At 57.3% G+C, this 18,543-nt stretch carries 16 protein-coding genes; 9 read left to right on the plus strand and 7 right to left on the minus strand.

All coding sequences use genetic code 11. The features are described 5' to 3' along the window. Positions 1–28: 28 nt before the first annotated feature. Positions 29–607 carry an FkbM family methyltransferase gene (locus QA640_RS34475; protein WP_283037254.1) on the minus strand — a complete coding sequence of 193 codons (579 nt, stop codon included), beginning with the start codon at positions 605–607 and terminating at the stop codon, positions 29–31. A gap of 254 nt (positions 608–861) precedes the next feature. On the opposite strand from QA640_RS34475, the gene QA640_RS34480 reads away from it, so the two are divergent. Continuing rightward, positions 862–2,190 (plus strand): hypothetical protein, encoded by a 1,329-nt coding sequence (locus QA640_RS34480; protein ID WP_283037255.1) that lies wholly within the window; start codon positions 862–864, stop codon positions 2,188–2,190. A 21-nt stretch (positions 2,191–2,211) separates the two neighbouring features. On the opposite strand, the gene QA640_RS34485 is transcribed toward QA640_RS34480, so the two are convergent. Then, complete coding sequence (locus tag QA640_RS34485) at positions 2,212–2,868, minus strand: WcaF family extracellular polysaccharide biosynthesis acetyltransferase (protein WP_283037256.1); 657 nt, start codon at positions 2,866–2,868, stop codon at positions 2,212–2,214. 168 nt (positions 2,869–3,036) lie between these two features. Here QA640_RS34485 and QA640_RS34490 point away from each other — a divergent pair, with 168 nt between their 5' ends. Together QA640_RS34490 and QA640_RS34495 are read left to right on the plus strand one after the other, a co-directional pair. Further along, positions 3,037–4,287, plus strand: a complete 1,251-nt coding sequence (locus QA640_RS34490; RefSeq protein ID WP_283037257.1) for a WcaI family glycosyltransferase — start codon at positions 3,037–3,039, stop codon at positions 4,285–4,287. Then, entirely contained in the window at positions 4,280–5,473 is a 1,194-nt protein-coding gene (locus QA640_RS34495) for a glycosyltransferase (protein ID WP_283037258.1), read from the plus strand. Before QA640_RS34490 ends, QA640_RS34495 begins: the two co-directional genes overlap by 8 nt. Before the next feature lie 13 nt (positions 5,474–5,486). Here QA640_RS34495 and QA640_RS34500 read toward each other — a convergent pair whose 3' ends face one another. Next, positions 5,487–6,593: a glycosyltransferase family 4 protein gene (locus tag QA640_RS34500; protein WP_283042972.1), complete on the minus strand. Its 1,107-nt coding sequence runs from the start codon at positions 6,591–6,593 to the stop codon at positions 5,487–5,489. 131 nt (positions 6,594–6,724) lie between these two features. Here QA640_RS34500 and QA640_RS34505 point away from each other — a divergent pair, with 131 nt between their 5' ends. Next, the gene (locus QA640_RS34505) at positions 6,725–8,074 is read left to right on the plus strand and encodes an endo-1,3-alpha-glucanase family glycosylhydrolase (RefSeq protein WP_283037259.1); all 1,350 of its coding nucleotides are present in this window, start codon (positions 6,725–6,727) and stop codon (positions 8,072–8,074) included. A 51-nt stretch (positions 8,075–8,125) separates the two neighbouring features. Further along, positions 8,126–9,472 (plus strand): O-antigen polymerase, encoded by a 1,347-nt coding sequence (locus QA640_RS34510; protein ID WP_283037260.1) that lies wholly within the window; start codon positions 8,126–8,128, stop codon positions 9,470–9,472. A gap of 898 nt (positions 9,473–10,370) precedes the next feature. Here QA640_RS34510 and rfbD read toward each other — a convergent pair. Together rfbD and rfbC are read right to left on the minus strand one after the other, a co-directional pair. Next, entirely contained in the window at positions 10,371–11,282 is a 912-nt protein-coding gene (gene rfbD / locus QA640_RS34515; RefSeq protein ID WP_283037261.1) for a dTDP-4-dehydrorhamnose reductase, read from the minus strand. Then, complete coding sequence (gene rfbC / locus QA640_RS34520; protein WP_283037262.1) at positions 11,282–11,836, minus strand: dTDP-4-dehydrorhamnose 3,5-epimerase; 555 nt, start codon at positions 11,834–11,836, stop codon at positions 11,282–11,284. The genes rfbD and rfbC overlap by 1 nt, the downstream gene beginning before the upstream one ends. Positions 11,837–11,948: 112 nt before the next feature. Between rfbC and rfbA the strand changes: the two genes are divergently transcribed. The 4 genes from rfbA to QA640_RS34540 all read left to right on the plus strand — a co-directional run bounded on the left by rfbA (position 11,949) and on the right by QA640_RS34540 (position 16,494). Continuing rightward, positions 11,949–12,824: a glucose-1-phosphate thymidylyltransferase RfbA gene (gene rfbA / locus QA640_RS34525; RefSeq protein WP_283037263.1), complete on the plus strand. Its 876-nt coding sequence runs from the start codon at positions 11,949–11,951 to the stop codon at positions 12,822–12,824. Positions 12,825–12,844: 20 nt separating this feature from the next. Beyond that, positions 12,845–13,912, plus strand: coding sequence for a dTDP-glucose 4,6-dehydratase (gene rfbB / locus QA640_RS34530; protein WP_283037264.1), 1,068 nt, complete (start codon positions 12,845–12,847; stop codon positions 13,910–13,912). Positions 13,913–14,453: 541 nt separating this feature from the next. Next, positions 14,454–15,455: a hypothetical protein gene (locus QA640_RS34535; RefSeq protein ID WP_283037265.1), complete on the plus strand. Its 1,002-nt coding sequence runs from the start codon at positions 14,454–14,456 to the stop codon at positions 15,453–15,455. A gap of 73 nt (positions 15,456–15,528) precedes the next feature. Next, a complete protein-coding gene (locus QA640_RS34540) occupies positions 15,529–16,494 on the plus strand; it encodes a phytanoyl-CoA dioxygenase family protein (protein ID WP_283037266.1) in 966 nt (321 codons plus the stop codon). A 352-nt stretch (positions 16,495–16,846) separates the two neighbouring features. On the opposite strand, the gene QA640_RS34545 is transcribed toward QA640_RS34540, so the two are convergent. Both QA640_RS34545 and QA640_RS34550 read right to left on the minus strand, forming a co-directional pair. Beyond that, on the minus strand, positions 16,847–17,950 hold the full coding sequence (locus tag QA640_RS34545) for a polysaccharide pyruvyl transferase family protein (RefSeq protein ID WP_283037267.1): 1,104 nt from the start codon (positions 17,948–17,950) through the stop codon (positions 16,847–16,849). Positions 17,951–18,066: 116 nt separating this feature from the next. Then, a complete protein-coding gene (locus tag QA640_RS34550) occupies positions 18,067–18,510 on the minus strand; it encodes a hypothetical protein (RefSeq protein WP_283037268.1) in 444 nt (147 codons plus the stop codon). Positions 18,511–18,543: the final 33 nt, after the last annotated feature.

Genomic DNA, 18,543 nt, shown 5'->3' on the forward strand with positions numbered 1-18,543 from the left:
TATGCAAGGATGATCCACGTCGGGTGATCTACCGGATGGCGGACAGCCAGCGATTGTGCGCAATCACCCGCCCGTCCGGCAGAATGCGTCGCCACCAGGCATTCTTGATGATCGATGTCCTGTAGTTGCGTTTGAGCAGCCACGCCATGCAGTCGGTCTCCAACTGATCCGAGTGGGTTTCGATCAACATGGCAACATTTCCCTCGTCGAGAAGGGTTCCTGCGCTCTCGAGAACCTCCATCTCGGCGCCATCGACATCGATCTTGATGAAGCCCCGACCCTGCAGAAGGTTAATCAGGTCCGCCAACGGCACCATTCCTTCACCGCTGCCGATACGGCCATTAACGATTTGGCAGGAATCCTCAGAAAATCCATTGAGTTTCAGGTGGCGTCGAAACGCATCCACCTCCGCCGGGTCCGGCTCGACTGCGATCGCCCTGATCAAGTGGGGCTGGCGTAGGAAGTGCAGCGTCATTTCTCCACTACCGGCGCCGATATCGATCAACCATTGGACGTTTGCCCCGGCAGTTTGCACGAAAGAGTAGGTCTCCCTCTCCCAAAGTCCCAGCACCATCTGGGTCTGTGAACGCAAGTCGAGATCGAGCACGATGTCCTTGTACAGACCAGATCTAACGCGCCGCGGGCTCCGACCCGCGGGGGCCACTAGGTTCTTAGCAAGAGCAAGCAGATGAGACGGAACCAAATTAACCATCGAAATTGCGATTTCTCGACCACCATTGCGATCTGTTAGAGACATACCAACTAGCGACAGCGTAGCTAGCCTATCAGACTCCCGCTTAGCTTCTCTGAGTTTTGCCGAATTTGGATTAATATCGTAAGAGGCTTCGGGGACAAAGCGCAGTGACAACCGTCGTCCTTAACTTCGCCGCTGTCCGGCGACGGATTCGCAGCGCATTCGCTGCCTATTTGTTCGCGCGAACCATTCGGGTCGCCGAACAAATCATTCTCGTCCCCTTGTTTCTGTCTAGCTGGGGGGCCCAATCATACGGTGAATGGCTCGCGCTCGCGGCCCTGGCCGGCTTTGCAGCAATCGCAAATCTCGGAGTTGGACAAGCAGCCGCCGCCGAAGTCATTCTGCAATCAACGCGGAACGAGTTTAGCAAGGCATCGTGTATCGTCGTCACATCGCTCCTCATAATTTTGGCGAGCATCATAGCGGGCCTAATCGTTCTAGGATTTCTCCTTGCCCTTGTCGACCTACGAGCGCTCGCAGGGATAGTGCTCGATGAAATGCCTACGCCGGGGCCTCTGGTCGTCATCCTTGCAGGAGCCACACTCATCACATTTCTGAGCGAGCCCCTCGCCGGCACTCTTTCGGCCGCGCAAGGCGCCGCTGTGCCGAATGCAATTGCAGCAATCTCCAAGACGATCGAGCTCGTCTGCATCGGATTCATGCTTCGTGTTGGAGCAGGTCCTCTCGCGGTCGCCGCAATCATGCTCGCAGGAGCCATGCTGAACGTCACGCTTCACTTGGTCTGGGCACTTCGCCGAGTGGCATGGCTTTCATTTTCGCTGGCGAACTTCGATCTTGGATTCCTGACCCGCATCTGGCGGTCGGCTGCGGGTTTTTTTCTGATCTACGTCTGCGTCAACATTCTGGGCGTCTACATGCCACGTTTGCTGGTCTCGCACAGTCTGGGGCCGGTGGCGCTGGCGACCTTCAGCGTTCTGGCCACGTACACGAAGACGGCCAGGAATCTTGCCACCATGACCTCGCAAGCGACCCAGGTGGAAATCGGTCGTTTGTGGGCCATCGGCGAAACGAAAAGTGTTCGTCAGCTGGTTCGGGGAATGCTCCGCAATGCGACTTTGCTCGCTGCGGTATTGCTGGTGGCAGAGTTGGTTCTAGCGCCTACGATTATCCCGCGGTGGACTGGAGGACATATCCCGCTGAACTGGGAGCTCATGATCGCGCTCGCGGTCGTCGCGCTACTGGGCTGCTATTTCGACGGGACACTCCTTGCGGCAAGCGCTCTCAATCAAGTCGGGTTGATCTCGTTTGGCTACGCAACGGGCCTTCTCCTTGGCATCGTAGGCGCCGCGATCCTGCTGCCATGGACCGGACGCCTAGGGACAATTGGGATCTGTCTCCTTCTGCCCGAAATCGGCGGCGTGCTCTCTGGTCATCGGATACTTGCGCAGATGGCGCGGCAGCTTGGCTGGAAATGAATGACCGATGCGAACCACAGTTTACGGGCGCCCATCCGGACGCCGGGAGCCAATCACAGCGGCGGGGTGACCGCCCACGATTGTACCGGCGGAAACGTCCCGCATCACGACGGCACGGGCCTGCACGACGGCGCCACGACCAATCCTGACCCCCGGGGCGATGAAGCATTGTGCAGCAACCCAAGCCTCGGGTTCGATGACGATGGGACGGACGAAGATTGGAAAGTCAGGGGTCCGGTGATCGTGCGAACCCGTACACACATAAGTCCCTTGCGACACGACGACGTCATGACCGATCTCGATTTCGCCAAGACTGTAGAGATGCACGTCGTCCCCGATCCAGGAATTCGCTCCGATCGACACTTTCCAGGGATAGACTATGCGCACCGATGGCCGGATCAGTACACCTGGGCCGATCTTGGCGCCAAAGAGCCGCAGAACAAGTCTTCGCCAAGCAAAGAAGATCTGCGGCGTCGGCCGGAAAAGCAGCGCCTCGACGATCCACCACAACTGGACAAACGGGGCCGACCGGCCGCGGAGCCCCTTGGGATTTGCATACCTGGAAAGATCCTGAACGCGAACGCTGTCTGCATCTGGCATCTTGGAAACGCTCTTGCGGCTGCTGGTAACCACCCATCCGAATCGTTCGGAATGCTCTAAAATGGGCCTTTCGCTCATGGAACATACCATCTAAAGATGTGCTTACGCTGACCCTTTGGTCGTCGGCAGGTGGGGGCCATCCGGAATCCTGTTTTACTGCGCGTTTACCAGGTGTTCCTGACCGCACAACCTAAGGCTGAGGGGTGTTTCTTGTGCAGGTGGCGCTGCCCAATTTGACCTTTTTTCATGAAGATTTTGGCGTACGGCCTCAATTACGCTCCTGAGCTGACCGGAATCGGGAAATATTCCAGCGAACTCTGCGAGTGGTTAGCCGGGCGCGGTCACACGGTCGAAGTTGTGACGGCTCACCCCTATTACCCCAATTGGGTGCTTGCCGAAGGTTACGACAACCGGTCCTACCGGCATGAAGTCAGGAACCAGGTCAAGGTCCGCCGCTGCCCGCTCTATTTGCCCCGGGTTGTACCCACCGGCAAGCGCGGCCGGATCTTGAGCCATGCCTCTTTCGCAATTTCCAGCGTCCCCAAGCTGATGGCCTCGGCACGCAAATTGCGGCCGGATGTCCTGCTGGCCGTGACACCCTCGTTTCTTATCGCGCCCATGGCTCTGGCGGTTTCGCGAATGTTTAGGACTCCAAGCTGGCTCCACGTTCAAGACTTCGAGCTTGATGCCGCCTTTGAACTTGGCATGCTCACAGGCAGCAATCTCCGGCGTGCGGCGATGTCCGTCGAATCTGTCATTTTGCGCAAGTTTGATCGGGTATCGACGATCTCGCCTCGCATGATGGATCGGCTGCATACCAAGGGCGCTGCGCCCGAAAGTACCGTAAAATTCCGGAATTGGGTCGACACGGATGCAATCAGTCCAGCCGATCGACAGACCCGATTCCGGGAGCAGCTCGGCTTGTCGGATCGCCACATCGTTGCTCTCTATGCAGGAAGCATCGCAGCCAAGCAGGGCATCGAGAGTCTTGCGCAGGCCGCGGCGGAGCTCCAGGCCAAGGCGCCTGAGGTCGTGTTCGTTTTTTGTGGTGGCGGGGCGTTGTTGAAGCATCTTGTCAAGATCGCGGCTCCCCTATCGAATGTGAGGTTCCTCGACTTGCAACCAGACGAGCGAATGCAAGAATTGCTTGCGACCGCAGATATCCACTTGATACCCCAACGGGCCCAGGTCTCCGATTTTATGCTACCCTCCAAGCTCGCTCCTATTCTGGCCTCCGGAAGACCAGCGGTCGCGATGGCATACCCTGGCACTCAGCTGGCGACCGAAATTGAAGGCGCCGGCATTGCAGTGCCGCCGTCTGACCAACAGGCACTATCCGAAGCGATTTTGAAGCTTGCCAAAGACCACGGCTTGCGAATGCGCATGGGAGAGCACGCCCGCGCGCTGGCATGCGCGCGCTGGCACAAGGAAACCATTCTGAGCGAGTTCGAAGCGAGACTTATCGAAGTCGCCAGCCGCGGGCGCAAGAATGGCTGACGTCGCCGGACCGACGGTCAATGTTGCGGTCTGCGGTGATTTCAAGCAGCTTCAGCTCATTCCCGAATTGAACAAAATCGCGGATCTGGGCCGCGTCTATTACGCCTCGCGATTGTCGAGCAACGCCGCGCGTCTTCAAATCGATCGATCCCAGGCGCGGAATCTCTTCTTGAAAGAGTATCTTCTTCAGTTTCATGCCCGATACCTGAATCACGCCTTCGCAAATACGATATATCCTTTCTACGACTCGATATGGCTTGCGGCCGCACATGCCGCCTGGGAGCGCTGTGAAGTACTGCACGCCGTCGTCCAAGGGAAAGCTTTGAGCCTTTTGCAACGGGCCAAACGGGAGGGCGCCGTCATTTTGGGGCACCCCATCGTATGCCATCCTGCGTTCTTCGAACACGAAATGCGGATCGAACTTGAGCGTTTATCGATCGCGCCTGGCCCCTACCTCGCTGATACTATCAACACTCTCGCGGAGATCGAGCTTTGCGATAGGATCTTCTGCCTCTCGGGGTTGGTTCGCGACAGTTTCGTTGCCGCAGGCTTTTCGGCGGACGCCATCGATATTATCCAGTTGCCTACGGACCTTGAGACGTTCGTTCCTGCGCAAACCTCTGCAAAGGACTTACCCTTTCGGGTGCTCTGCGTTGCAGAACTCAATCCAATCAAGGGACACGTCTATCTGCTCGAGGCCTGGAAGGCGCTCAAGCTTGCGAACGCCGAGTTGATCTTCGTGGGCACCATGAGGCGGGAGATGAAGACGGTTCTCAAGCGCTATGAAGGGCAATTCACCTATCTTGGTCCTCTCGGACGCAGCGATCTCGTTCGTCTCTATCAGGAAAGCTCGCTTTTGGTCTTGCCCTCGGTTCAAGATGGTTTCGGATTCGTGGTAACCGAAGCTCTTGCCTGCGGCGTTCCGGCGATCGTAACGGAGCACGTCGGAGCTCGCGACGTGATCACCCCCGGTGTGAACGGATTTGTCGTTCCGCCACGATCGGCTGAAGCAATTGCCGAAGCAATTTCGAAAGTTTACTCTTCTCGGTCGCTCCAGCAGAGCCTTCGACAGGGTGCAATCGCAAGCCGCGAGACCTTCCCGGACATGGCGACAACAGTGCAGCAGATAACAGCAGCCTATCGTCAAACCTACGCGGCAAGGAACCCTGCCAGACCTTCAATGTGAGAGGGAAGGAGCTCTACAAGCGAGCGGGCGGTTCGCGATCGGCGATTGCGAGAAGCAATTGCTGATAGCCTTCGACGGCAGCAGCCTTGCACTCGGCAAATCGCTGGCGTGCAGCCGTCTTGGCGGCTGCGAGTGCTGCTCGATCCTCGTTCCATCGTGCAAACTGCTCGCAGGCAGCCGATATAAAATCGGCCGATGGCTCGACGAGAACCCCGCAGTCGGAGCTGACATCCTCCCCGAGACAGCCCCTGGCAAAAACCACAACGGCTGCCCCCGCGGACATCGCCTCGAAAACGGCATTGGGTTGCGCCTCGTTGCGATACCTCGTCGGAAAGACGAATATGTCGAGCTCGGAAAGAAAACGGTTCTTCTCGGCCCCATAGAGGGGGCCAAGGTAACTCAAGTGTTCGCCAATTTCCGACCGCGCAGCTTCGACCATGACTGCATCCGCGGAGTTCTCTATCGGTCCTGCGAGCAGGCCCCTGACCGGCACGCCGCGGCGCTGGCAAGCCCGCAGCAGGTCGAGAAACAGATGAAGTCCCTTTTCCTGTGTCAGATTGCTCAGCAGACCAACCGTGATCCTGCCGGTGGCGCGGGAGGGCATTTCCGAGGTGGCGGGAACATGCACCACGTTCGACGAAATCACCCCCCTCCATTCGCCGGAGTAGTTGTCGCGAAATCGGCGCTGCATTAGCTGGCATAGGAATATATGGGTCGCACGCCTGCCGGCAACCGAAACGAGCACTGACATCAATAGCTGCCGTCGGTCGATCGCCGAAAAGCTATGATGATGAATGAAGATGGCCTGGCCAGAAGCCCGCGCAAGCGCCGTCAGGAAAAGCGTATAGACAAGGCCCAACCCACCATCTGCGGGAATGTAAAGGCAGGGATTTGGGCGCAGGCCGTTGCGCAGGATGCCACCGGCTGCGATAAGGACGGCCCACAGTCTTCGCAAATGATAGACCGGAGACCGCGCAAGAGAACGCGACGACAGGTCAAAACGATGAACATCCGCCAGCTTGGCGAGATCCGAAGCAATCGAATGGGAGATCTTCGACAAGCCGTGGAGCGGCGGTGGGAAGGCGGCTGAGATTACGATATTGCGTTTTCCGAGGCCCACATCCAATTCGCCGCTACGGCGTCCCTGCTTGCCTAAAGACTAGGAGATTCGTATCAAGCCCTCAAACCGTTGGCCCCTGGCGAACTCCGCCGCGATTCACTGGCAATCAACACCCTTACCAGGTAACGATCATGCTGAGCACTGTCGGCCGGCTGCTCTTCGCGACGGTCTCTGCGTGGATAGCACTAAGCCAAACGAGTTGCGCGGAAGATCGGCTATCTTTGCCCAAAATGGTCTTCGCCCACTACATGGTTTGTTGCCCTACGAATGGGCTCGGCGCGACCGTCGAGGACTTTGAGCACGAAATCGCTATAGCAAGAACTTATGGACTCGATGGGTTTGCCCTGAATGTGCCGGGTTGGTCACGAGAGCCTCACTATCTTGATATCAGTCGGCGGATGTTTGCAGCCGCAGAACGGTCTGCCCCATCGTTCAAGCTCTTTCTGTCCTTCGACGATGCCCCCGTCAGTGACAGCGCAACGATGCTGATCGAGCTTTCGGCCAGTCCCGCCTATCTGCAGGTTGAAGGCCGTCCAGTGGTCAGCACCTATTCGGGCACGCCAGAATGGGGCGCGGCCTTGAGGGAGCGGCTGTCTTCCTCTGGAGTAAGGCCATTCCTTGTCCCCAACTACCAGTATCTCACGGACAGAGTCTGGTCGCGGAACTACAGCCGCCCGACGGCGCAATTCCTCGACAGCCTTTTTCGCGGCCATCCCGACATCAATGGCTATTTCGTTTTCGGCCCCGATCTCGGCTACGCAAAACCACCGACAGACGGACCGCTGGTGGCCGCGCGGAGCAAATTTGCGGGCAAACTCTCGATGATTGGCATCAGCCCATATTATCGAGGCCTGCGCGGCAATTTTCGCGTTTTCGAGAGCGGAGGCTTCGAGGGCATGGCGACACAATGGACGGCCGCCATCGAATCGGGGGCAGACTGGATCGAGATCGTTACGTGGAATGATTGGGGCGAATCCACCTATGTCGCGCCCTATGGCGACATCAGGCGTCAGGATCTATGGAATTACCACTGGGGTCCACTTCTGAGCCACGAGGCATTCCTGAAGGCGAGCCGCTATTATATCGATTGGTTCAAGTCATCGCGGCGCCCGCGCATCGACCATCCATCAATCTACTATTTCTATCGCCTCCATCCCAAGTCTGCCTACGGCATAGCCTCTCCCGACACCAACGAGCAAGGGCGCCCCAAGGGCTGGGAAGACCTCGTAGACTGCATTTGCGTGACGACCTTTTTGCCTCGGCCTCTAACGGTCGATGTGACCGTGGGAGGCCATCGACGGTCGGCAACGATGCCGGCAGGTGTCCACCACTATGCGTTCGAAATGTCCGAAGGTCCCATAGTCATGACGATCATCGATCAGGGCCGGTCGATCGCGGAAAAGCAGCTGGAATTCCCTATCACGAACACTGGCCAGACCGGAAACTTTAATTACTTCGCAGGCGAGATTCCACTACCCTGAGGCGGGTTCTGGCTTTGAGCGCCCTCCATCGCAGGGTCCAAGACAAATCAGATGATCGAAATCGCTCTCGTAGCTCACATAGTTTTCTTTGTCGCTCTGGTTGCAGGACTGAGCGCACGAGGCTTCCTCAACATCTATTCCGGACTAATGTTGTACTTGGCCTTTCATTTCATGGTCTTCGTGCAGCGGCCGTTGGTTGTCTACCTGTTCGACATACGGTCCGAGTTCGAGTTCATGAGGTACATGCCGACGGACGAGGTCTTCCTGCGAACCCTCTTCGTGACCGACCTTGGCTTGCTGAGTTTTATCCTGGCCTACCTTGCGTCGCTCGGTTTCAAGCCGATCCAACCGACATTCAACTACATCCGCGTCACGCAGTCCGAAGCGCGCTCGTTCCTGATCGCCTTCGCGCCACTCCTCCCGCTGATCCTCTATTCCTTCCTCCTCGCCCTCACCATGCGCCAGACCTATGGCGTGGGAGTGCTTCTGGAATTAGGCCAGATCAACATGACTGTTGATCCGGCTACGGGCCAGAAACTGTTTGCCGATACCACCGCCTATGTTGTCAATGCCCGCAATTTCGCCTTTCCATTCGCGGCGCTCCTGATCCATGTGACGCGTGCGCGGTGGTGGTCCTACCTAGCGATATCCTTTTGCGCGCTGATTGCACTCCAGCTCGGCGAGAGATGGGAGATTGTGATTTCGGGGCTGGTCGCCAGCATGATGACGCTCTACATCTACAAACGACGCGCCTTCACCTGGGTCCACTACTCCGGGATGGCGGTCGTTCTTGCGCTGTTCGTCATGATCGGCCAGAATCGCGACAGCCTGATCAAGTTTCTGACCACCGGCGAGGTCGAATTCGACTTCGACATTGCAAAGTCCTCGTTCGGCGCCCACCCCGATTTCGCCAATTTTGATTTCCTCACCTATGTCATTGCCAAAGTACCCGCCGTCAGCGGAACCTACTCATACTTTACACAGTATCTCGGAATGTTCACCCAACCGATCCCGCGGATACTGTGGCCGGACAAGCCGGTCGGCTCGCCCGTAGTGTGGGTCAATCTCGACGCCTACGGTCACTTCACCTCTCGAACCACCTCGCTCGTCGGAGATGGCTGGATCAGCTTCGGCTACCCGGGCGTAGTCATTACGTTGAGCTTGTGCGGATGGTTCTTCGGAGCAATGTTTCGGCGGTTCTGCCAACCGCGGATTTCGATTTATTTTTACTGCGCATATTTTTGGATGGTCGGGCTCTTGCTTCAGTGGGCCCGGGACGGCGGTTATAAAATCCTTGATTTTTTCCTGTTCTGCATCGGCCCGCTCCTCCTCGCCTATGGCATCGAGCGGACGTTTTGGGGGCGACGAGTGCCGATTGCCGACAAAGCCGGAGCTTGAAGCGTGCGGGAGAATGAGGCTCCGTCGCCGCTTTAGGCTCTTAAGCGTATTCTAACGGCCGTAGGTTCAAAAATGGAAATGCCCGCTTCGCCGATCCCAGCCGGCTAACCACGACGCTGATTAGAGGTCCACAGATCTGTCCTCAGCTTTCCGTTGCGAGCGAGATGATTCGACCGGACGCTTTCCGTTTCTGTGTGCCGTACCACGCAGGGACAATGTCGTGCTCGGACGCGAAGGCAGGCTCGGCGCAAGAAAGCTTGTGACCTGCTTTGTCTCCTGACAGGTGCAACATTCCGACATGCTGCGGCGATAGCTGGAGGTAACGCCAAGCGTGGCCGTGACGAGCTGCACCTGCTGACGCCAACGCAGCCCAAGGCGTTCCTGGATGCAGTGATCGCAATAGGCCCGTCCGGCACAGCGGACGAGGAATTCATTGATCCGCTCTGGCACAGTTCTGCCACTCATTAAGACGCCCCTAATCACATCAGTGCTCGCTTTGCGTGACTCAGCAAAGCTCGCGCCAGTTCTTCATAGCTAGATGGCAGCAACATGGTTGTGACACGCGGAAAGCACACGTGCTGTCATCCAGGATCAAATTAAGCTGATGGCCCCCGCAGGCCCCGTCTGTTCAGAAAAGCATTCCGTGTTCGAAAAGTCCCAGTCAGGCGATGAGAATGAACGCTTCAAAAGTCTTGCAGGAAACGGCACCCCGGACGCCTCCCGACAATCTCCTTATCCGACACGTAAGTCTGTACGACTTTTTACCAAGTTCAAAAGATTAATTTCACGAGTTCGTCAGCGACTCGTGCCGTCAGGCCCTTTGAACGCCCGACTGTTGCCCAGGCGCTGCACCAACCGCCTCCAGAAAGGCATCCAGCTCCTCGCGCACGCTCTGCTCTCAACGGCCACCACATTCTTCGGAGGTCACGAAGGCGTCTAGTTCTGCCGCAAGAGCAATGTCCCACGCTGGCGGCAGAAGCGCATAGGCCTCCTTGAGGCGCGTGAGATCCAGACGGGAATTGGCCGGGCGCGCGGCCTTGGTCGGGTAGTCCTTGGTGGCGATCGGGACGACGTCGGCCACCTTCAGCGGCACGCCCCTGGACCGCAGCCCCTCGACGATGGCGCTGGCAAAGCCATGCCAGCTGGTCGAGCCCGAATTGGTGAGGTGGACGAGTCCTTTCGCGCGCGCGAAGACATCGGGCAGGTCTGCCTGGCCTTTCCTCAGGATTTCAACGAGGGCCGACGCGATGGTGCGCGCCGTCGTGGGCGTTCCCCACTGATCCGAAACCACGCGCAGCGAGTCGCGCTCGCTGGCGAGCCGGATCATGGTGCGCATGAAATTTGCGCCTTGCGCGGCATAGACCCATGCGGTTCGCACCACCAGATGGGCGCCACCGGCCGCGCGAACGGCGCTCTCGCCTGCAAGCTTGCTGCGGCCATAGACCGAGAGCGGACCGGTTGGATCTTCCTCCCGCCAGAGCTCGCGACCGCTGCCGTCGAATACGTAGTCGGTGGAGAAATGAACCATCGGCACGCCGCGCGCTGCGGCCCAGCGCGCCAGAACCGCCGGCGCGTCGCCGTTGATCAGGAAAGCGAGCGCGCTTTCGTCTTCGGCCTTGTCGACGGCGGTATAGGCCGCCGGATTGATGATGAGATCGGGCTTGAGCGCATCAAGCTTGCTGGCGAGCGACTCCGGCTTTGACAGATCGAACTCTGCACGCGCCGGCGCAAGGACCGTATACTGATCCCGCAGCAGAGGAAGCAGCGCTCCACCGACCTGTCCGGCGGTGCCAGTCAGCAGAATTCGCATCAGATTTGCCCGTAGACTGGAAGATTCTTGACGTCGGCGAGCAACGGGGCGGCCGCGTCCTTGGCCGAGAGCGAGGGATCGTCGATGCCCCATTTGATGCCGATCGCGGGATCGTCCCAGCGGATGGAGACCTCATCCTTGGGGCTATAGAGGTCATCGCATTTGTAGAAGAAGTCTGCCGTCTCGGAGAGTACGACAAAGCCGTGGGCGAAGCCGCGAGGCACCCATAACTGACGCCGGTTGTCTTCGCTCAATTCAACGGCAACGTGCCGCCCAAAATTCGGGCTGCCGACGCGGACATCGACCGCAACGTCGAGCACGCGGCCGCGGAGCGCGCTGACCAGCTTGCCCTGGGTCAAGGGGTTCTGCAGGTGCAGACCGCGCAGCACGCCGCGGGCCGAGCGGGACATGTTGTCCTGAACGAAAGGACGATGTATGCCCGTTTCTACGTAACGTTGCAACTGGTAGGTTTCCAAAAAGAAACCGCGTTGATCGCCAAACAGCTTCGGTTCAATGATCAGGACTTCAGGAAGATCTGTCGAAACTACATTCATCTGCAGCGCCTACGCCTCGGCGTCATCAATTTACTCTAGCTCTATAACAAACAAACTTGTGCAGTGCACGCTATCTGCTACACCTTTGAATAGTAAATTTCTGTGAGGGGTTATGAAGGGGATCATTCTCGCCGGGGGCACCGGCTCGCGTCTCTATCCGGTCACGACCGTGGTCTCGAAGCAACTACTTCCGGTTTTTGACAAGCCGATGATCTATTATCCCCTCTCGACGCTGATGCTGGCGGGGATCAGGGACATTCTCATCATCTCGACCCCGCAGGACAAACCGCTGTTTCAGCGGCTGCTCGGCGACGGCGCGGACTTCGGTCTGCGGTTTGAGTACGCCACACAGGAAACGCCGCGCGGGCTGGCGGATGCGTTCATCGTCGGGCGTGAATTCGTCGGCTCGGATTCGGTCGCCCTGATCCTCGGCGACAACATCTTCTACGGCCACGGACTGCCGAGCATGCTGTCGAACGCCTCGTTCCGCAAGACGGGCGCAACCGTGTTCGGCTATGTCGTGAACGAGCCGCAGGCTTATGGCGTCGTCGAGCTCGATGCGACCGGGCGCGCGCTCTCGGTCGAGGAGAAGCCGAAGCAGCCGAGATCCAACGTCGCGGTGACAGGGCTCTATTTCTACGACAATGACGTGCTTGATATCGCGGCCAACGTAAAACCGTCGACACGGGGCGAGATCGAGATCACCGATGTGAACAGGACGTATATGGAGCGCGGCGATCTCTTCGTCGAAGTGCTCGGCCGCGGCTTTGCGTGGCTCGACACCGGCACGCACGCCTCGCTGGTTGAGGCCAGCCACTTCGTGCAGATCCTGGAGCAGCGCCAGGGCCTGCGCATCGCTTGCCCCGAGGAAATTGCGCTACGCCAAGGCTACATTTCGCTGCGGCAATTTGAGATTGTCGCCGAGAAATCTGCCAAGAGCAGCTATGGCGAATATCTGAAATCCGTCGCGCGCTCCTACGCGCGCTGATCCATTTTCCGGAGGCACGCATGCGCTTCAAGGGTTCCACGATCTTCGTCACCGGCGGCGCCGGCTTCATCGGCTCGGCCGTGGTGCGGCACCTGCTGCGGGATACGCATGCGCGGGTGGTGAACATCGACAAGCTGACCTACGCCGCCAATCTCGACTCGCTGCCCGGCGCGCAAGGCAATCCGCACTATGCCTTCGAGCAGCAGTGCATCTGCGACGGCCCGGGACTGCGAGAACTGTTCGAAAAGTATCAGCCCGACGCGGTAATGAATCTCGCCGCCGAAAGCCATGTCGACCGCTCGATCGACGGCCCCGGCGAGTTCATCCAGACCAACATCGTCGGCACCTTCACGATCCTCCAGGAAGCACTGCGCCACTGGCGCAGCCTCGCGGGCGAGAAGCGCGAGCGCTTCCGCTTCCTGCACATCTCGACCGACGAGGTGTTCGGCACGCTCGGTGATGACGGCCTGTTCACGGAGACCACGGCCTACGCGCCCAACTCGCCCTATTCGGCGAGCAAGGCATCGTCCGATCACCTGGTACGCGCCTGGCGGGAGACCTATGAGCTGCCGACCCTGGTGACCAACTGCTCCAACAATTACGGGCCCTATCACTTCCCGGAGAAGCTGATACCGCACATGATCATCAAGGGCCTGGGGGCTGAGAAGCTGCCCGTCTATGGCGACGGCAAGAACATCCGCGACTGGCTGTTCGTCGAGGATCACGCCAAGGCGCTGAGCCTCGTGCTGGAGCGCGGCGAGTTAGGGGAGACCTACAATGTCGGCGGTCGCAACGAGCGCACCAACCTGCATGTGGTGGAGACGATCTGCGACCTGCTCGACGACCTCGCCCCGAGCATCGACGGCCCGCACCGCCGCCTGATCTCCTTCGTCACCGACCGCCCCGGCCACGACCGCCGCTACGCCATCGACGCCACCAAGCTCGAGCGCGAGCTCGGCTGGCGGGCCGAGGAGAACTTCGAGACCGGCATCGAGAAGACGGTGCGCTGGTACATCGAGCAGAAGCCGTGGTGGCAGGCGATCCTGGAGCGGGGGTATCAGGCGACGCGGGTGGGATTGAGCAAGTAGCCGCCCAAAACTAACCCGCTCTAAGGGCCGGCCATCAAAAATTGAAAAACAACCCCATGCAAAGGGGTCGAGGCTTGGGCGCATTTCGAGCGCTCAACCCTCACAACACATTGATTTTTATAGATAAATTAGCAGGAAGACGCAATCGGGGAAAAATCCCCCCAGCCCGTTGGATCAAACGATGCAAAGAGACCCAATTCCGGTCACAGAGGTAACTCCACTTAGATTTTCGCGCGGAGCGAGTGATCACGGAGCAGATGTATGCCGTTGATGCGGATGACGTGTTCTGGAGGAAGGCGTCTCACAGGACGCACGGCATCAATTCACTCTTTTGGTTACTTGGACATGCTCCAATGATCTGCTTAGGAGCTCACTCAGAGTAAGTACTATGAAGGTTCCAAGGAGCCTCACTCGTCGCAATGTGCTCGCGTCGCTTACAGCGTCCGCTATTTGGCAACGCGCAGCTCACTCCCAGCAGTCCCAGGGATCACGACCGCTCGTCGGCGCGATTAGATGGGATGCATGGTACGTGCCCGGGTCCGTGACGACCAATGCCGTGCAAACGTCGTTACGACCAGAGAAGTACCGTTGGCGTCTTCCCTTCTTTGCTGAGGTTCATCCCGGCGGAGAGCCAACGCTGCCACCGATCTCCCAAGCAGAGATGGACCTAGAGATTCGCCAAGCGAGCTTTGCTGGGCTCGACTATTGGGCGTTCCTTGCATACAGCAATGAGGACCCGATGTCGGCTGCACTCTCTAAGTATTTGGCGAGCCGATTCAAAGATCGGATCAAGTTCTGCATGTTCACAGAACTTAATCGTTGGGGAACTTCGAGCCAACCGGCGCAACTGATTTCTGAGCACATTTCGCTGATGAAGCGTCCGGAATATGTGCGGGTGCTCGATGGGCGGCCCCTCTACTATCTCGGATTCATCGACCAAAAATTAGTCACCGAGCGATGGGGAAGCAGCGAGCAAATGCGAGGTCAAATAGAGATCTTCCGTGCACAGTGCGTCGCATCCGGAATTGGCAATCCTTACATTGTCCTCGCAGGAACATCCTCAGAAATCGGTTACTGGTCACTCCTGGGGGGAGATGCTACCGGCGCTTACACGATCAGCGACCCGCGGGGCACCGGGGACTACGCATCGTTGACACACTTGGTCGAGCAGAGATGGCAATCAATGTCACGCTATGGACTTCCGGTCGTTCCCACGGTGGTCACGGGATGGGACCGCAGACCAAGAATTGAGCACCCCGTGCCTTGGGAGCACAGTCAAAAGCCGGGCGTGGGCACGGAATTCCACTTTGATACTCCCACCGGAGACCAAATAGCTGAGCATCTGAGACAGGCTATTCGGTTTGTGTCGAGGCAAGGGGACCACAGGGCACCGACCATCCTAATGTATGCTTGGAATGAAAATGACGAGGGGGGCTGGCTCGTGCCAACGGTACCCTGCAACACGCAACGTCTGGAAGTTTTGCATGATGTACTAGCCCCTGGTCGCTCGACCCCTAATCCTAAATGTGGGATCGAACAGTGAACCTCTGCAGGTTTGTTGAACTAGCCAATCTTTACAGGTAGAACTAAATCAGTTTTGCACCCATGAGATGATTGTGAAAACACTCCCGACCAATCAATGGACCCAAGAACTTCCGTGGATCGACCGCCCTGGGGCAAACGTCCGCGCATATCTCTCAAACAAGAAGACTGCCGCTCCGTTCGATGTCGAGCAGAAGCTGCTATTCTGGCAAGAGAATGGGTTTGTCGTATTTGAGAACGCCGTTGAAAAGAGTCTTCTGGACCAATTCGAGGAAGAAATAGAGTACATTCGTACGCATAGTCACGATCGGAACATCTCGATCGAACTCCAAGGCAAGCAAACCTACACCAGAGCCGTCGCACCTGATAAGCTAAATGATCCGGGTGTTAAATTTAATCACCTTCACACTGTTTCGAAGTATGCAGCGCAGTTAAGCCTCGTCCCAGCGGTCTCCCAATTCCTTCAAATTGTTTTCGAGGCGCCCGCCGCAGTGACGCAAAGCCTGACCTTTTGGCGCGGCAGTCAGCAGCCAATTCACATCGACTATCCGTTTGTGTGTCGACAGAAGCGATTGGCATACATTGCCGCATCTTGGATTCCGCTCGAAGATATCTCGCCTGAAGCTGGCCCCCTAGAATATTACCCAGGAGCGCACAAAATCGCGATCTCCGGCTTTTTCAATTGGGGTAATGGTGACATCATCAAGGGTGCCGACAGCATGCAGAATTCAATGGAATTCGCAAAATATCTTGAAGAGCGAGTCAAAGCAGCTGGGATCGTGCCTGTTGTCTTCTGCCCGAGGAAGGGCGACGTTCTAATTTGGCACGGTAACATGCCCCACGCGGGAACTGCTATTAAGAACCCGGAACTGACGCGTAAATCCTACGTCACGCACTATACGTCGCTCGCCGATTATCCAGACAGTTGGAAGATTCCGTCGGAACAATGGGATCACAGATCGATCCACTGCAATGGTGGATACGCGTTCCAATATCCGTGGACAGACGAAAAGGATGCGCTTCCTAGTTGGACGACATAGGAGTGGCTATAAGCGATGTGCTGACATCGTTTAGATATTTGGGACAGCAATTTGTCGCCCCTCGATCTCTTTAGAGGAGACTCGTGGAGTGATCTCTACCGAACCTGAGTTTTTCAGGTCTCAACGTTATACTCGTACAAATCCATGATATCGACATGGGCATAAGGGCCGATCTGATCGAAGTGCTAGCTGGGACGAAACATCCACTCCCTCAGATCTGAGCTAATGGCTCTCTTGGCCAGTTCGACCCTTCCGCCAAAACGGCAAGCAGCAACCAAGCAACTAGACCTGCTTCAACTCCGGCGCTCCCTAGCTTCGAATCGAACAACCGTCGTCCGCATCACGCGGTATCTTAACTCTTTGGCTTGAGTCTGTTGGACTTAAGAAATTCCACGTAGGCTGGATACAATTCGCGATAACGCCGCGTGAGCGCGTCGCGATCTACTATTGCGTGCAGCGCGTTCACGTCGACACGCTCAAGATCCATGATGGTCACATACGGGATGGCCAGGAAACGACACATGTCCTCTGTCCGGGTATCATGGCAGACAACAACGGCAGGAACACCGCGCTGCAGTGCGACCATGCAGCCGTGGAAACGGCTACCGAAAACGAAGTCGTATTCTTCGATAGTCTTTAGCCATTCATCAACATCGAAGAAAACTTTCACGTGCGAGCTTGCCCAGGCTCGCGCATCATCATCCGGCACAACGTCTTTCAAAAATGTGCAGATCGCATTCAAGGATTCCTCTACCCCTGTTCCTGGCTCACGGTCCGCAATCCGAATCTCCGCCAGCTCGCTTTGGGCGATAAAATCGGCATTCCAGGCGATCCCGGCCTTGTAGATTTCAAGAACAATCCGCCGCATCTTGTCCTTGTCGAACGAATGGCCGATCACATCTCGTGATGCGTTGATCGATATCCGCTTGAAACCCTCCATCGGCCGGTTTGCAATCACGGGCCCCTTGGCCCCGCTCATATAGTAAGATGGACAGCCGGTTACAGTGACATTATGCACGCCGCGACGAGCGAGGACGTCCAACGTGTAGGGACCTCTCACACCGATACTTGCGGCGCGTTCAGCGATGACTTTAACGAACCTTTCGGTTCCCGGCATGAGTTCAATGTTCGGATCGTAGTTGTTCGACTGAGCACCCAAGCCGACGATTGCTACGGGCAGATCGGCGCGTTCGATATAATCCGCCATGCCGCCGAAATCGAACTTCGGAAACAGAAAATTCGCTGCCGCGATCACAATCATATCGAAGCGCTCGCGCACCTCCTTGGGATCGATGCGGTAGTCCCAAGCAATGTTCTGGTAGTCAATCTGGCTCAACAGGCCATGGGCAATCATCTGATTGCCCGTGTTACCTCCGGTTTTTGTCAGCTTGGAGGTCGGATCTTCTCCAGGCTCCGCTGAGATACTGGGTGTTGCTCCAAGCAGGAAAATATTCACAGGCCTCTCCTCCGGCAGTTCTGTTTCGTAATCCGGAGTACCCCGGCTCTATTCTCGTCCTCGCCCGGTGATCGTTTTTCAGCGACTCGCCCTTAGTCAGCAAGAATATTCTTCCGCTACAAGCCCCTAATCGCTGACTTCCACTGAGCTGCGTCGGATTCGTATTCCAGAGCAGGGCTACGACCCTCTCCCCCGCCGATAGCGTGAAAATGAGCTTCGGCGGACTTTATTCGCCCTTCCCTCACTGCCGCCGCAACGTCGGGGTATTTGCTCAGGTACCAGTCAGCATCCACAACGGGACCGGCACCGCGTCGACCCTCGAAATATCCGAAGCCAATATAGTGAAGATGTGCGCTCTCAACTTCGCCGCGTAAGATAGCCTTGGCCACATCCGGATTTTCGCGAAGGTAGCTCTCTTCATCGAAATCCGCTGCGGCAAGCGCGACCTGCAACAATAGCTTCAAGAGTCGAGCGGGTATTTTGACCTGCCCATTCCCATCCAGAACCGATTTGTTGGCGCTGAGTGCGCTCATCAGAGATTCGGCAGAAGGTACAAACATTTCTGTCCCCGTTATCCTAAGTGTATTCGGAAA

Origin of the sequence: Bradyrhizobium sp. CB82, from assembly GCF_029714405.1 — a bacterium.
Classification (GTDB): Bacteria; Pseudomonadota; Alphaproteobacteria; order Rhizobiales; family Xanthobacteraceae; genus Bradyrhizobium.